This is a genomic window from Rhizobium sp. BK377 (assembly GCF_014193935.1).
In the GTDB taxonomy this organism is placed as follows: domain Bacteria; phylum Pseudomonadota; class Alphaproteobacteria; order Rhizobiales; family Rhizobiaceae; genus Rhizobium.
In genome coordinates, this window is record NZ_JACIAC010000001.1 from 915,957 (window position 1) to 931,432 (window position 15,476).

The following is a 15,476-nucleotide window of genomic DNA, read 5'->3' on the forward strand; positions in this document are numbered from 1 at the left end:
GCTTGTGCACTTGCACAAACAAACGTCATGGAGAATCTCTAAGCGTGTCGCGATCGTTCAGATCCGCCGCCGGCAGCAGGTTTTTGTTTTAAGGCATGCCGTTATCGCAAACCCGCTGCACAGTTTGCGCGACATGCTCTAGTAGGATTGATCGCTTTCGCGAGAGGATCGACAATAATGGATACCTTGCCTGCCAACATACCCGGCCTCGTTTGGGCCTATCGTTTCTCGCCGGAAAGCAAGAAGGCCACGCGGCTGCAAAACAGCGCGACGGCCGCGGAGCTGACTGCAGACCAGGGTTTCTATTGGCTGCATCTCAACCTTGCCGATGCCCGAGTGCCCGCCCTGCTCGACACGCTCGGCGTGATGGATGACGCCAAGTCGGCGCTGACCACGCGCGACACGCACGCGGTCCTGACTGTCGACGAACAGATGCTCTACGGTACGCTGGTGGACTGCCAGCGCGAATTCGATCAGGACACGGCCGATCTCGGCTGGCTGCATTTCGCCATCTCCGACCGTTTCATCATCACCACGCGCCTGCAGCCGCTGAGAAGTGTGGAACGAACGCGTGTCATGATCGAGAAGAATCCCGCCAAGTTCACCCGGCCCGTCGACCTCTTCGAGCTGCTTGTGACCGAGTTCCAGCGCACGCTGATCTCCGTCGTCATGGAGCTCACGGAAGAGCTCAACCTGATCGAGGACTTCGTCTACGACAACGCGCCGCGTGACGAACGCCGCAGGCTTGCTCCCGTCCGTCGCACGATCGTGCGCTTGCATCGCCACCTGCGCACGGTCCTTGCGCTGATGCGGCGAGCGGCAGCCTCCGACGAAGACGAAATGCCTTTCGGCTTCGACGATATTGCCGGACGACTGACAAGCCGGCTGGAGACAGTCGATCACGATGTCTATGCGCTGCAGGATCGGGCAAGGCTGCTGCACGAAGAAATCGATTCCAAGCTCTCCTCGGAGACGAACCGCCACCTCTACATCCTGTCGATCATGACGGCCTTCCTGCTGCCGCCGACGCTGGTGACCGGCTTTTTCGGCATGAACACAGCCAACCTGCCCTTCGCCGTCGGAGACTACGGTACGGAATATGCCGTGGGGCTCATCCTCGCCTCCATCGCCTTGGCCTGGTGGCTCTTGAAGCGGGTGGATATCCTCTAAATGAAAACGCCCGGCTGGATGGCCGGGCGCTTTATCTCAATCTCTGGTTTCCCCTCAGTAGTAGGGCGAATAGCACTGCTGACGCGGACCGTTATAGGGCTGGAACGTATTGTCGTAGACCCTGTAGGAGCGGTAGCGATTTTCGCACCATGCGATGTGGCTCGGCGTCATGCCCGAGGGAGCCGGTGCAGGCGCATAGTAGCGCGGCTGAGCGACGACGGCGCCGCCGACGATGGCACCGGCACCGAAAGCGGCCAGCGGATACCAGTAGCCGTTATAGCGGCGATAGCCCGGACGATAATAGGAATAGCCGCGATAGCCGCCGTACCAGCCGGGACGGTAGGCACGAGGATAGTAGCCGGGGCGATAATAACGGCGGTACTGGACGGTTTCGACAGGCGATGATTTTTCCACCTGTGGGGCGGACGGCATCTGAATTGCCTGCGACGGCACGAAGCTCGTCGCAACGACGGCGGCGGCCATCACCGCAGTCGCGACCCTCTTAGTCAGCCCAAACATTGCGTATCTCCGATCAAGAGCGAAAAAAGCATGCCGGACAACGGATAATATGGGAAATTGTTCCCAAAAGACCCGAAAACGGCATCTACACTCCGCTTTTACCGGAGGCGAAATGAACCGGGCATTAACCGCTGGCGATCGCCCTCAGGCAACGACCGAGAGCTTTGCCTGATCACCCTGCAGCCGATTGACCATGAAGCTCGAATACCACTCGAGGAACTGCATTACGCCGCCTTCGTGAGCGGCAGAATAGGGACCGGGCTCATAGGCCGGCGAGTGGATGCCGAAGGCGTTCTCTTCGACGATGCGGCGATCCTGATCGTTGGTTTCGGTCCAGACGTGGGTCAGTTCCTCGAGATTGTAGTCTACTCCTTCGACTGCATCCTTGTGGACAATCCATTTAGTCGTCACCGCCGTCTCGTTGGCACTCAGCGGCAGCACGCGGAAGGAGATGGCGTGGTCGCCAAGCAGATGGTTCCATGTGGTCGGATAGTGGAACAGTAGCATAGTGCCGATGTGGCTGATCTTGACATCGTTGGAGAGCGGGCGTTTGACGGCGGGCTTTCCTGACATGGTGTAGCTTTCGGCGTCCTCGATCAGCGGCATCCGGGCAGTACGGAACTGTCCGTCCGGCGAGATCTGGAACTTGCTCGGCAGGCCGGCCGCTTCGCAACGCGCCCAGTGGCCGGCAATCTCCGGATCGTCGGCGCCTCCGTCCGTGCCTGTCACGCTCGGTGCTTCCGGATAGGTGCGGCAGAGCTCCGGGTGATTGGCGGCGCAGTGGTAGCACTCGCGATTGTTTTCCCAGACAAGCTTCCAGTTGCCCTTCTCAATGATGGTGCTCTGAAAGGCGATCTTGGCCTCGCCGATGTGATGAGGCGCCATATAGGGCTCGATCCTATCGCGCACCGTCTGGAAGTCCGGCGCAACATTGGCGAGGCAGATGAAGACGTAGCCGGCGACGATTTCGCAATGGACCGGCTTCAGTCCGTAGCCGCTCTTATCGAAATCATCGCCCATATGGCGTGCGAAGGCGAGCTTGCCGTCGAGATCGTAGGTCCATTGGTGATAGGGGCAGACGAGACGCACCGACGAGCCGTGCTCCTTGGTGCAGACACGCGAGCCGCGGTGGCGACAGCTGTTGTGGAAGGCACGAATGACATTGTCGCGTCCGCGCACGATGACGACGGGATAGTCGCCGATCTGGACGGTAAAATAGGCGCCCGGCTTCGGCAGTTCGCAGTCATGGCCGATGAACAGCCAGTCGCGATAGTAGATCATCTCCATGTCCAGACGGAAATAATCCTCATCGATGTAGAAGGGTTGCTCGAGGCTGAAACCCTCGCGGCGGCCCTTGAGCTGGCGCAAAACGTTGCTGCGAATATCCATCTGCCTATCCTCGTGCATGTTGCTGCCACTCCTTTAGAGCACGACAGCGGAAGCGCGCCCGTTTCCCTCTCTCTCCGGAGAGCTGGTCATGGCGTCATTTAAGCACCGAGCATGCCGGTCGCTTGGTTGTAAAGCGACATCCGCTTCGAAATTGACGACAGTGAGCCGGGTGTCCTCAGAAACAATCACTCACCGTTGACCGTTGTCAATTACGACATTCGCGGCGCTTCAGAAATAAGCGAATCCAATGCTGCGGGCCGATTTTATCGCATTTGCGACATCCCGCTCTCAAACCCGGCACCCGCGCCTTCTTCCCGTTATTTTAACAGGACGTTAAGCACGAAATCCTATCCTGCGCAGTGACCGACACAGCGAAGACTGCGAAAGCCATGGCCAAACTTCGATATTTCGACGCGCGGGAACAGATCAAGCCCGCCGAATCGCGGCTTCCTACCAAGCACTCAGAATTCCTGCGCACCGGCCGCATCAGCCGCCGCCGCGAAGACTGGCTTCCGGAAGAGCGCCGCTATCTCACCCATGAGGAAGTGGCTGAAAGGACGGCACGGAAGCTGCAGGCCGCCGGCGAAAAAACCCACCAGAATATCAACGGCTTCCACCGTTCGATCCAGTTTCCGAAGATGATTTTCCACCGGACGCTGGCCGACAGCCCGCATCTCGGCTACTGCCACGTCACGGCCGCACGTACCAAGTTCGCCCGCTACGACGAAGTGGCATGGGCCTTCTATATCGCCAACTTCTATTCCGACATCGGCGACAACGACAATTTCTTCGACAATATCGCAGTGCAGAATTCCCGCATGTATTTCGCCGTGGCGATCAAACCGGGCGACAGCACGCCAGAGAGGATGGTGGTCGACCGCTCGGTGCGGGGCAACGGCTTGCTCTTCCGCACCGACGATCCGCAGATCGCCATCCGCAACATCCTCCTGCTTGGCGCCCGCAACGAACAGCTGCGCCAAATCATTCGCCAACTGTAGGTTCGCCGACAGTTGATCCACCAGCTCCGGGCGGGATTGATCGCGCCGCAAGGAAGGCCTAATGACTGCCGCAGTAAAACCGGGCAGGACATGGCAAGAATAATCGACATCAAGGCGGACAGACAGACGGCGCTCGAAGCCGGCTGCGTGGCACTTGCCGAAGGCTTCGCGGTCGCCATTCCGACCGAGACGGTCTATGGCCTTGCCGCCGACGCCACCAATCCGACCGCTATCACCCGCATCTACGAGACCAAGGGACGGCCGCGCTTCAATCCGCTGATCTGCCATATGGCGGATCTTGCGATGGCAGAGGCCTATGCAGAATTCGATCCGATCTCACGCGCGCTCGCAGAAGCCTTCTGGCCCGGCCCGCTGACGCTGGTACTGCCTCTCCAGACCGGCACCGCGATCCATGCGCTCGCCACGGCGGGCCTCGACAGCGTCGGCATCCGCATACCGAAAGGTTTTACCGGCGACTTGATCCGTGCGTTCGGGCGGCCGCTTGCGGCTCCGAGCGCCAATACGTCAGGCAAGGTGAGCGCCACGAGCGCGGCCCATGTCGAAGCTGACCTCGGGGCAAAGATACCTCTCATCCTGGACGCTGGCGCGAGTACCGTCGGCGTGGAATCGACGATCGTGAAGGTCGAGAACGGCGAACTTCGGTTGCTGCGGCCAGGCGGCCTGCCGACGAGGGAGATCGAACGGGTGGCCGGCAAGCGCTTGCTGCGCTCGACGAAGGCAACCGCGGCGATCGAAGCGCCGGGCATGCTCGCTTCGCATTACGCGCCGGGCGCGGCCGTCCGGCTGGAGGCCACGGCACTGAAACCCGGTGAAGCGCTGATTGCCTTCGGTCCAGACAGAGTGGCGGGTGCAGAGCACGCGGCGATCACGCTGAACCTCAGCCCACGCGGCGATCTCTCGGAAGCGGCCGCCAATCTTTTCGACTACATGAAGAAGGCGGATGCCAGCGGCGCGGCCGTGATCGCCTTTTCGCCAATCCCCGACGAAGGGCTTGGAGAGGCGATCAACGACCGGCTGCGGCGCGCGGCAGCACCGCGCGAGTGAGGAAAGAGGAACCCGGCTCCATGGGCAGCACAAGCATTTCTCCAGACGTTATCGAACGTTTCACCGCCATCGTCGGCGAAAAATATGCGCTGCGCAGCGAAGCCGATCTCGCGCCGCACCTCATCGAAAACCGCGGCCTCTATCACGGCTCCTCCCCTCTCCTGCTGAAACCCGGTACGGTCGAGGAAGTCTCCGCAATCATGAAGCTTGCGACAGAGACCGGCACGGCGATCGTGCCGCAAACCGGCAATACCGGCCTCGTTGGCGGGCAGACGCCGCGCGAGGGCAAGGCCGACGTCATCCTTTCGCTCGAACGCATGAACAGGATCCGCGATGTCGATCCGGTCGCAAACGTGCTGGTCGCCGATGGCGGCGCGATCCTCGCCGAGGTGCAGAAGGCCGCCGAGGCGCATGGGCGTCTGTTTCCATTGTCGCTCGGTTCGGAAGGATCCTGCCGCATCGGCGGCAACCTTTCCACCAATGCCGGCGGAACCGCGGTTCTCGCTTATGGCAACATGCGCCAGCTCTGCCTCGGCCTCGAAGTCGTACTGCCGACGGGCGAGATCTGGGACGGGCTCCGCCGCCTCAAAAAGGACAATACGGGCTATGATCTGCGCGATCTCTTCATCGGCGCTGAAGGCACGCTCGGCATCATCACCGGTGCGGTGCTGAAGCTTTTCCCGCAGCCGCTCGGCCATCAGGTGGCCTTTGCCGGGCTTTCTTCGGTCGACGACGCGCTCGCCTTCTTTAATCTCGCTTCCAGCCTCTGCGGCACGTCACTGACGGGCTTTGAACTGATGCCGCGCTTCGGCGTCGAGATCACCGTGCGCAATATCGACGGCGTGCGCGATCCGCTCGAAACGCCGCATGACTGGTATGTGCTCATTGATATCTCCACCTCCGATTCCGCCGAGACGGCCGAGCGGATGATGAATGCCGTTCTCGAACAGGGTTTCGAAGCGGGGCTTGTGCAGGATGCGGCAATCACCTCCTCCGTCGCGCAGCAGAAGGCGCTCTGGCACATGCGCGAGAGCATGTCGGATGCCCAGAAGCCGGAGGGCGGCTCGATCAAGCACGATGTTTCCGTGCCGGTTTCGAAGATACCGCACTTCATGAACGAGGCTGCGGAGGCGGTGACGGCCGCCATGCCCGGTGCGCGCATCTGCGCCTTCGGCCATATGGGCGACGGCAATATCCACTATAACATCTCGCAGCCCGTCGGCGCCGACAAGGATGCCTTCATCGCCCGCTGGCACGAGATGAACCATATCGTGCACGGGCTGGTGCTTGCCCATGGCGGTTCGATTTCCGCCGAGCATGGCATAGGCCAGCTGAAGCGTGACGAGCTCGCGTCGATCCGGCCGGCGATCGAGATGGAACTGATGCGCCGCATCAAGCGCGCCTTCGATCCGGCCGGCATCATGAATCCCGACAAGGTGGTGAGCCTCTAGGCGCAATTCCAAATGCAAAACCGATGCACAGTTTTGCTGGAATTGCTTTAGAGGCTCACGCCAATCAGAGCAGCGATGCCGCCTGGCCGGTGCCACCGGTCAGGAGTTGGAGCGCCGGCGACTGCTGGGTGTTGTTCTGGATGTCGTACATGGCGGTGAAGCGCTTGACGAGCTTATCGACCTTCTTCGGATCCTGCAGGTCCTCGAGCTTCACGAAGCGGCCGAGCAGATCGACCTGCTTGGCCACGTCCATCGACGACATCTGCTGCGGCAGGCTATAGGCCGTCTGGACGACCTGATAGAGCGCTTTGTCGCCGAGGATACCATAGAGCGAGGTAATGTCGCCTGCCTTGCGCTTGAAATAGAGCGCCAGCCGAACGCCGTCATTCTTTTCGCCCTCCTGGGTTTCCAGGGTCATCTGCACATACTGCTGCTGCGTATTCGCTTCGGCCTGCTTATCCTGGATCTTGCCCATTTTGGCACGGGTGAGGTTGCCGTCCTTGTCGAAGTTGAAGGAGGCGACGATCTCTTTGAAGCGCGCGTCAGCCGTGGTGTTGAGATAGCTCTTCTTGTCATCAGGATCGGAAGTGAAGATCTTCTTCAGCGTATCCTTGTCGTATTTCTTTGGATCGAGGCCATTTGCTTTCAGCACAAGATCCGTCAAGCGCTTGTCGGCCAGGAAATCGTCGAGCGACGTTATACCTGGCATGGTCTTGCCGAAATAATCCACTTCCTTGGTGGCGTCCTTGGAAGCGCGATCCTTTGCGGGGCCATCTTTCATCAGCATGGTCACGTGCGACTTATAATCGGTCGCATATTTCGCCATAGTCGCGGCAGAAAGAGCCGACATTGGCTCGGCAGCCTTGCCATCGGGACCGAAGTTGAAAGCGCGCACCATCTTGGTGATGCGATCGTCCTTGAAGGATGCGACATATCCCTTGGGATCATAGGGATCGCTGACGAGCAGCTTGCGCATGGTGGAGCGCGAGACGTCATCTGGCGTCAGGCCGTAAGCCTGCAGCGCCATCTCATACAGATCCGGATAGGAGTTGTTGCTGAGAAGCGTATCGGCGGTGGCGTTGGTCTTCATGAAATCATTGACATTCTTCACGCCCTTGGCGTCGTCCATTCGCGACTTGTAGTTCGCGACGATACGGTCAATGAGATCCTCGCCCTGATTGTTGACGCGAGCGCCGTAATTGTCTGACGTGTTGGTCGTCTGCTCACCAGTCTGGGCGCCTGTCGAAGTCGGCAGCGATCCATCCGCGGCGAAATTGAAGGCAGCATTGAGATCGCTCTGGCCGACGGAAGCGGCATGAGCCGGATCGGTGAGAATATTTCTCAGTTCGGCATCGCTCGTGTCGTAGGCCAGCCCGTAGGCCATTTTCAGATAGTCCGTCAGGGACGAGTCGGCCAGCAACTGATCGACATCGTTGACGTCGCCCATCCGGTCCAGGACGCCTTGTTCACGAGCAGAAGCGGCCGAATTCATCGTAGCTTTCTGTGTGGACGTCTGTGCCCAGCCGGGGGTGACCGTGCCGTCGGCCTGAAAATTGAACGCCGCCGTCACATTGGCATAGGGCCCGGTGCCGCTTTGATCCGTGAGAATATTACGCAGATCGGCATTCGAAACGCTCGTCGGAATGCTAAAAGCGTAACGGACGTAGCTGTTCAGCTTCTGGTCGCCCAGCAACTGATCCACGCTGCTGATCGAGAGTATTGTGTTTGCATAATAGGTGGCCGCGTCGTCCGCCTTCTTGGTCATCGCCGCAACCTGAGTGGCGCTCTGCGAGAGGGTATTTTGCGCGACCGTGCCGTCCTGACGGAAATTGAAGAGCTGATAAACGTCGCTGTATCCCTGGGCCGCCGCGACAGTCGGATCAGTCAGAATACCTCGAAGCGTGGTATCGCTGATGTCGTTGCCGATCTGCATGCTGGCACGCAGGAAGCTGACCAGCTTGTCGTCTGCAAGGAACACGTCGACTGCGGCAGTCGAGCCATTATTGGAGAGATCGCCGAGCTTTGTCTGGTAATTCGAGGAGTTGTTTGAAACGAGCTGATTTATGCCTTGAAGCTGCGTGGCGCTCTGCGCGCCGACAACGCTCCCATCCGGCTGCGTCTGGAATGTGACCGAGCCATCCGCGTTGAAATTGAAGGCATCGTGGACGTCCTGATGGCCTGCAGTCGCGGCATAGGTGGAATCCGTGAGAATGTTCTTCAGCTCGGCATTGCTGAAATCCTGACCGAGGCCGTAGGCATCCTTGATGTAGGAGGTCAGCATCTTGTCGGAAAGCAATTCATCGACGTTGTCGATCGGGCTGACGCCACCTGGCGGCATCATCATGTTCGAGAAATAGCTCGACATGTTCGTCGCGTTATTCAGTATACCCGTCAACTGGTCATAGGACTGCGCGCGCTCCGTGGGAGAAACGCTGCCGTCGGACCTGAAATTGAAGGCCTCGTAGGCATCCCCCAAATTGACTGAACGGGCATAGGCCGGATCGGTCAGAACACTTTTCAGCTGCGTGAAGCCCGGATCCATGTTGAAGGCGGAACGGACGTAATCCGCAAGCCGCTTGTCACTGACCAATTGATCGACATTGGTGATCGTGCCGATCTTGGACAGATAGTAGCTCTTGTTGAGATCTGACATCGCCTGGCTGGTATAGTACACATCGCTGGCCGTGCCGTCGCGGTCGACGATCTGCGGTGCAGTCTTGATATTGTACTGTTCAATGACGTTGTTCTTCTGTGCCGCAGTCTGCGCAGCGCCGCCAACTATGGGAGCGCGGAAGGCGTAAAGCGACGCGACGGTTTGGGTCTGACCAGCGCTCTGCGCAGAACCAGCCACCGAACCATCGGCATTGAAGTTGAAATAGGACCGCAGCTCCTTGTACTTGTCGCCGACATAGTTGAGCGACGGATTGGGATTGCTGAGGGGCGCGTCACCGCCGAGCGTTGAGGGATCGCTCGTCAACACCATCTTGATGAATGCGTCGTCGGCCGTTGCCGGATCGATACCCACGGACTGCAGCGCCACCGTGCGCAGGCGCGGGTCGGCGAGAAGGTCGTCGACCGACTGTACTGAACCGATATTGTCGCGGAAATACTGGGCATCGCCATTATCGGGCTTGAAATTGAACTGCTGGGCGAGCGCATAGAGCTTGTCGCCGACATATGTTTTGGTCGGATCGAAGCTCGGATCGCTCGGGTCCGGCGCGCTGCCGCCGAGCTTGCTGATATCGGTCGTCAGGACACCGGCAATATAATCTTTCGACATGTAAGTCGGGTCGATGCCGACGCTCTTCAGCGCGTAGTTCAGGAGACGCGGATCGCTGACAAAGTCCTGAACGGTCTTCACACCGTCGATCTGCGCGCTGTAATATTTCGTTTCGGTGGCGGCCTGCTGTGCCGCATCGGCAAAAGACTGCTTGTAGAGGCCGATCAGATCGTCTTCCTGCGCGTCCGTCTGTATATCCTTGGGCGGCGCATTGAAATTGAAGGCGGCGGCGAACTCTCTGTAACGCGTGTCGGAGAGCTTATTGGCGAAGCTGTTCGCGTCCGTGAGATCGCTCTGCAAGACCTTCTTCATGAAGGCCTTGGCATAGATCATATCGTCGAGACCGTAAGCTTTCATGGCGTAGCTATAGAGCTTGTAATCGCCAAGGAAGTCGTCGACGTCCTTCACCTTGTTGATGTTGTCGGCGTAATATTGGGCGTCTTTCTTGACCTGCGTCTGATTAGCGACGCGATCCAGGCTCTTGGGCATATCGCGAGAGAGAATAACGTACGCCAGGGATGCCGTGATCATAAGTGCGCCCTTTTCGGCAAAGTCTTCAAAGAATGACGAACCATTAGCGCGAGCATTTTGCCACGCAAAACTTACCCGAGACTTACTTGAAGCTGTCCTGCTTTGGCACAGGCCGCGTTCACCATCCGGAAACCCTGCCATATTCGTTTTTGATAACCATCCCCGGAGGCAGGATTTTCTTAACCGCGATTTTTAAGCTGTACGGAACGGGGGCTGCCTATTGTCGGGCCATAGAGGACGAAAAGTCCCGAGGAGAAGACCGGAAATCGGCTCTCAGGTAAGACAAGGGTAGAAATGAAATGAAGAATACCGTTCTGAAGCCCGTCTGGGCTGGCACGACATTGCGTCTTGATCCGTCTCGCTTTCCGCAGCAGGTAAGCTATGCCATCCACGACCATGCCAGTGACGTCAGCATAACGATCGACGAACGCGGCGCGGTCCTGCGCAAGATTCTCCCCTCCAGCGGCCTGCCGCTCTCCATCGCCCTGCCGCGGCGGGTCTTCAAGGGCGTTGCAGCCCGCGCCATCGATCACGGCAATGGCGAGGTCACCGTGACCCTCGAGCTGCATCACGAAGATCCGGAACTCTGCGTTCCGCTTCTCGTCGCTCACGATCTCGGCGATATCGCCGCCGACTGGCGCAGCTGGTCGGAAGCCTTCGGCATTCCGATGCTGATGGTGGAGGCCGATGGCATCGCCCGCCCGCTCGAAGAACATCTGGGCGGACTGCGCACCGGCGAAATGAAGCCGCGCCGCCGTCACTCCTATTTCGCAAATCGCCGCCCACGCTTCCTCGTGCGCCGCACGACCGGCAAGCTCGGCGTCATCATGAAGATCGAAGGCAAGGAAATCATCGCCCGCAGCTGAGCGATACGTTCCGAACCGCTTTCAAAACCCGGCACCAGGCCGGGTTTTTCATTTCGGGGTCATTTTCCGTTTCCGATTAGAGCAATTCCAGCAAAAGTGCGCAGGGGTTTGGCGTCCGGAATTGCGTGAAACCAGAGATAGAGGCATTTCCTTGACTCTGAGAAAAACGGAAATGCTAGGGAATCGCGAAAAGCAGCGACACAAACAGGCCGAGAAAGATGATCAATCCGACGCGGGTGTTCGATTTGAAGAGCGCGAGGCACTGCGCGCCGTCGTTGATATCGAGCGTCCTGATCTGCCACGCGAACATTCCGGCCGCAATCAGCAGGCCGATGAAGGCCAGAAGGTTGACGTCGGCAAGCGCAAAGGACAGGAACATCAGCACCAGGGTCAGCCCGTAGAGTCCGACAAGTGCCAGACGCGTGCGCTCACCGAACAACCGCGCGGTGGAGCGAACGCCGATCAGCTCGTCGTCCTCCTTATCCTGATGCGCATAGATCGTGTCGTAGCCGATCGTCCAGACGACGGAAGCGAGGTAAAGCAGGAAAGCAGAGAAGGACAGGCTACCGAAAATCCCCGCCCATCCCATGAGCGCGCCCCAGGAAAAGGCAAGGCCGAGGAAGAATTGCGGCCAGTCGGTAAAACGCTTGGCGAAAGGATAGAGCGCAACGACGCCGAGCGAGAGCATGCCGAGCAGCACGGCAAACCAGTTAAACTGCAACAGCACGAACAGGCCGACCAGCGCCTGCAGTGCGATGAAAATCTTGGCCTGCCGGCGTGTTACGCGACCCGACGGCAGCGGCCGCGAGCGGGTGCGCGCCACCTGCATGTCGATCTCCTGATCGACAAGGTCATTATAGGTGCAGCCGGCGCCGCGCATGGCGACGGAACCGATAAAATAAAGGAAGAGATGGTAAAGCAGCAGAGCGCCGGAAAACACGCGAGGTTCGATTGCCGCATTGGCGGCAAGCGTGGCCGACCAGAAGCACGGCCACATGAGGAGCTGCCAGCCGATCGGCCTGTCCCAGCGCGCAAGCTGCGCATAGGGCCACAGCCACGGCGGCAGGATGCGGTAAACCCAATTATTCGAAGGCGCATCGGCAACGCGCCCTTTAAGACCATCAATCTGTTGCATGCGGTCATCTAGCGACGGGCAGCGCCCATGGTCAAGGCTTCATCGCCGACGAGTTCGCCCTCTGCGGCTCGATGGAATTCGCTTCGTCTCGCAAGGCTCCTGCTCTGCGCCACGAAGGAAAGTTCATCGCATCGACGGCAGGCTAATTTAGACGATTAGAATAGCCGATTAGTTCAGCGTGAAATTGAACTTGTAGCTCGCAGACAAGCCGATCAGGAACTGGTTCTTCGAACCTTTCTCGCGCACCAGGCTGCTGTCGGCGGCCGGACCGGCAAGACGCTTATATTCCGCAAAGGCGCTCGTCGACAGGTTCTCCGTTGCGTTCCAGGTGAGCGCGGTACCGGCGCCGTAAGACTGGACGCCACCCGAGGGATCATATGACTTCAACCCGCTTGCTGCCGACTGCGCTTCGTTGACGCCGTAATAGGAATGGAAGTATCCGCTGGTCGCAAAGGTGGCGCGCGGGCCACCGGAAAGCTGCAGATCGGGCGCGATATCGGTGAAGGCGTCAAGCGCCACGTCGGCCACGAGGCCGTCATGGGAGCGGATACCCTGGCGTAGTTCGGCGCGGGCACGCAACCAGTCGGTCGGATAGACTTCGGCAAAACCGCCGATTTCCGCACCCCACTTGACCTTCTTCAGGCCGCGCAGATCGCTGTCGTCATCTTGGTCACGTTGCGGCACATAGCGGCCGACGATACCGGCGCGGAAGCCGCCGTTGTCGACGAGCGCGAAGGAGGGGTTATCATTGCGCGAGGAAAATCGTGGACCGGCTCCCTGGCGGCCGATCGAGATCAACGGGCTGAACTTGAATTCGTTGCTCGACGCACCCTCGAACTTCGGGGCGGAAAAGCCTGATACACCGACCTTCAGATACCAGTCACCGGACCACCAGTGGCCGCCTTCCTGAGCAGAGGCAGTGCCGAAAGACGCAAAAACAATAGCTAAAGAGATCGATACGACTGATCGATTGAACACAATCCCCACTCCAGAAAACGCAATACAAGAACGGCCGCGGACGACGGCAAACGCTACATTTATAGCGAGGGTGTTACCTCATTCTTAACCACGTGGCTGAGATCGAGGGGGATCGGAATTACTTCTGGTTCCAGCGTCGGATGACCGGCTCTGTGAGATCGTGCTCGTAGCCGAGGACGCTGATGCTCGTCGTATCCAGAATGAAACGCGAGCCATCCTGTGGTGGCAGGCCGAGCCAGCGGGCGCCGAGCACACGCAGGAAATGTGAGCTCGAAAAGATCAGGACCGGCGCATTGATCTGGCGAAGCTCCGCGATGATGCGATCGGCACGGGCGCCGACGTCGCTTGCCGTCTCGCCATCCGGGCAACCATCACGGAAGAGCCGCCAGCCGGGACGTTTCGACAGGATTTCCTTGGTGGTGATACCTTCGTAGGCACCGTAATCCCATTCGGCGAGATCGGGCTTGATGACGGCCCTCTCCCCGAAACCTGCGAGTCCACAGGTGTTGCGCGCCCGCTGCGAGGGGCTGGACCAGACAGCGGAGACGGAAAGACCTGCGAGCCGTGGAGCGAGCGCGCGGGCCGCAGCCTCGCCATTGGCGGTGAGGGGAATATCGCTGCGGCCAGTGTGCTGGCCGGATAGCGACCATGCTGTCTCACCGTGGCGTACAAGAATGATTTCGGGAAATGCGCTCATATCCGTCTCTCAGAAGGTGAACTTCTCCAGGGGCGGACGCGTCGCCTCGAATTCCCGAAGCTTCGCCTCGTTCGCCGGGATATAGTTCCTGTTGTCGGGCGTCGCGAACTGGTTCTTGGTGATCTGGATCTGCTCGATGAAGAGCTCATCCCAGCGGAAGCCCATTTCGGAGCCGGCCAGATAGAACTCCCACATCCGGAAGAACTTCTCGTCGTAAAGCGCCACCGCCTCTTCCTTGCGGGCCACGAAGCGCTCACGCCAGTGGCGCAGCGTATAGGCATAGTGAAGAGGCAGCACTTCAACGTCGCGGGTGAGCAGGCCAGCCTTTTCAAGCGGAACCAGCGTTTCGGCGATCGAGGGAATATAGCCCTGCGGGAAAATATATTTCTCGATGAATGCGTTGGTAGCGAAGCTCGGCTTCGGACGCGCGATCGAATGCAGCAGCATGACTCCGTTGTCATCCAAAAGCTCATAAATCTTCTTGAAGAAGTTGCCGTAATTGCCGATGCCGACATGTTCGAACATGCCGACCGAGACGATGCGGTCGAACTTCTTGCCCGTCAGGTGACGATAGTCCTGCAGCTCGAAGCGGACACGATCGGCAAGGCCACGTTTCTGAGCCCGTTCGCGGGAAATCTTCAGCTGCTCTTCGCTGAGCGTGATACCGGTCACATCGAGGCCGGGCGTCGATTCCGCCAGATACATGGCCATACCGCCCCAGCCCGAGCCGATTTCCAGCACGCGCTGGTTGGGCTGTGGCATGAGCTTGGCCGCGATGTGGCGCTTCTTGGCGACTTGCGCCTCCTCCAGGCCGATGCCGGGCGGATCGAAATAGGCGCAGGAATATTGCCAGTCTTCGTCGAGGAAGAGTTCGAAGAGCTTTTCGGACAGGTCGTAATGGTGGGCGACATTGCGCTTGTTGTGGTTAACAGGCATGCGGCTCTTGAGCTGCTGCATGGCAATGCGGCCGATCAGCAGGGCTGCCATCTTGAAATCGAAGATTTCATTGGTGGTATTCTGCTTCACCAGAGCGAGAAAGTCGTAGATGTTGCCCTGTTCGAGAATGAACCGGCCTTCCATATACATTTCGCCGAGCTTCAGCGTCGGATCGCGACGGATCGCATCCTCGGCTTCCTGATCGGCAAGACGAACGGCAACCGGTTCCCCGGTGCCGTCGCCAATCGTGTGGGTCTCGCCATTGGCAAGAGTAAGGGTCAAAGAACCCTTTCGGACAATTTTCTGAACAATCGATAAGAATGCCGACGCCATGGACGCCTCGCAAATGTGACAGGATGGTCACATCAACTTAATCGCTCTCGTCTGCCTTACAAGCGCCGGAATTAGCACTCCGCAAATTCAATTGCCAAAGTGTGACATTTTTGCAAATCTGGGAACTA

12 protein-coding genes are annotated in these 15,476 nt (G+C 59.0%); 5 read left to right on the top strand and 7 right to left on the bottom strand.

The window, feature by feature from the left end:
- The first annotated feature begins 177 nt into the window (after positions 1 to 177).
- Positions 178 to 1,170 (top strand): transporter, encoded by a 993-nt coding sequence (locus FHT92_RS04600; protein ID WP_183745266.1) that lies wholly within the window; start codon positions 178 to 180, stop codon positions 1,168 to 1,170.
- A 54-nt stretch (positions 1,171 to 1,224) separates the two neighbouring features.
- Here FHT92_RS04600 and FHT92_RS04605 read toward each other — a convergent pair whose 3' ends face one another.
- A complete protein-coding gene (locus tag FHT92_RS04605; protein ID WP_183822836.1) occupies positions 1,225 to 1,689 on the bottom strand; it encodes a BA14K family protein in 465 nt (154 codons plus the stop codon).
- Positions 1,690 to 1,833: 144 nt separating this feature from the next.
- Positions 1,834 to 3,078 (bottom strand): aromatic ring-hydroxylating oxygenase subunit alpha, encoded by a 1,245-nt coding sequence (locus FHT92_RS04610; protein WP_183822838.1) that lies wholly within the window; start codon positions 3,076 to 3,078, stop codon positions 1,834 to 1,836.
- Between the two features lie 389 nt (positions 3,079 to 3,467).
- Between FHT92_RS04610 and FHT92_RS04615 the strand changes: the two genes are divergently transcribed.
- From FHT92_RS04615 to FHT92_RS04625, 3 genes are all read left to right on the top strand, one after another.
- Positions 3,468 to 4,076: a DUF6656 family protein gene (locus FHT92_RS04615; protein WP_183822840.1), complete on the top strand. Its 609-nt coding sequence runs from the start codon at positions 3,468 to 3,470 to the stop codon at positions 4,074 to 4,076.
- Between the two features lie 90 nt (positions 4,077 to 4,166).
- The gene (locus tag FHT92_RS04620) at positions 4,167 to 5,141 is read left to right on the top strand and encodes an L-threonylcarbamoyladenylate synthase (RefSeq protein ID WP_183822842.1); all 975 of its coding nucleotides are present in this window, start codon (positions 4,167 to 4,169) and stop codon (positions 5,139 to 5,141) included.
- Between the two features lie 20 nt (positions 5,142 to 5,161).
- On the top strand, positions 5,162 to 6,592 hold the full coding sequence (locus FHT92_RS04625) for an FAD-binding oxidoreductase (RefSeq protein WP_183822844.1): 1,431 nt from the start codon (positions 5,162 to 5,164) through the stop codon (positions 6,590 to 6,592).
- Between the two features lie 64 nt (positions 6,593 to 6,656).
- On the opposite strand, the gene FHT92_RS04630 is transcribed toward FHT92_RS04625, so the two are convergent.
- Positions 6,657 to 10,403 carry a DUF1217 domain-containing protein gene (locus FHT92_RS04630; RefSeq protein WP_183822846.1) on the bottom strand — a complete coding sequence of 1,249 codons (3,747 nt, stop codon included), beginning with the start codon at positions 10,401 to 10,403 and terminating at the stop codon, positions 6,657 to 6,659.
- Between the two features lie 299 nt (positions 10,404 to 10,702).
- Here FHT92_RS04630 and FHT92_RS04635 point away from each other — a divergent pair, with 299 nt between their 5' ends.
- Positions 10,703 to 11,269, top strand: coding sequence for a DUF6101 family protein (locus tag FHT92_RS04635; RefSeq protein WP_183822848.1), 567 nt, complete (start codon positions 10,703 to 10,705; stop codon positions 11,267 to 11,269).
- A gap of 175 nt (positions 11,270 to 11,444) precedes the next feature.
- Here FHT92_RS04635 and ubiA read toward each other — a convergent pair whose 3' ends face one another.
- The 4 genes from ubiA to FHT92_RS04655 all read right to left on the bottom strand — a co-directional run bounded on the left by ubiA (position 11,445) and on the right by FHT92_RS04655 (position 15,348).
- On the bottom strand, positions 11,445 to 12,404 hold the full coding sequence (gene ubiA / locus FHT92_RS04640) for a 4-hydroxybenzoate octaprenyltransferase (protein ID WP_183822850.1): 960 nt from the start codon (positions 12,402 to 12,404) through the stop codon (positions 11,445 to 11,447).
- A 168-nt stretch (positions 12,405 to 12,572) separates the two neighbouring features.
- Complete coding sequence (locus FHT92_RS04645) at positions 12,573 to 13,382, bottom strand: MipA/OmpV family protein (protein WP_183745293.1); 810 nt, start codon at positions 13,380 to 13,382, stop codon at positions 12,573 to 12,575.
- Positions 13,383 to 13,500: 118 nt separating this feature from the next.
- A complete protein-coding gene (locus tag FHT92_RS04650) occupies positions 13,501 to 14,079 on the bottom strand; it encodes a histidine phosphatase family protein (protein ID WP_183822852.1) in 579 nt (192 codons plus the stop codon).
- Positions 14,080 to 14,088: 9 nt separating this feature from the next.
- Positions 14,089 to 15,348: an SAM-dependent methyltransferase gene (locus tag FHT92_RS04655; RefSeq protein ID WP_183822854.1), complete on the bottom strand. Its 1,260-nt coding sequence runs from the start codon at positions 15,346 to 15,348 to the stop codon at positions 14,089 to 14,091.
- Positions 15,349 to 15,476: the final 128 nt, after the last annotated feature.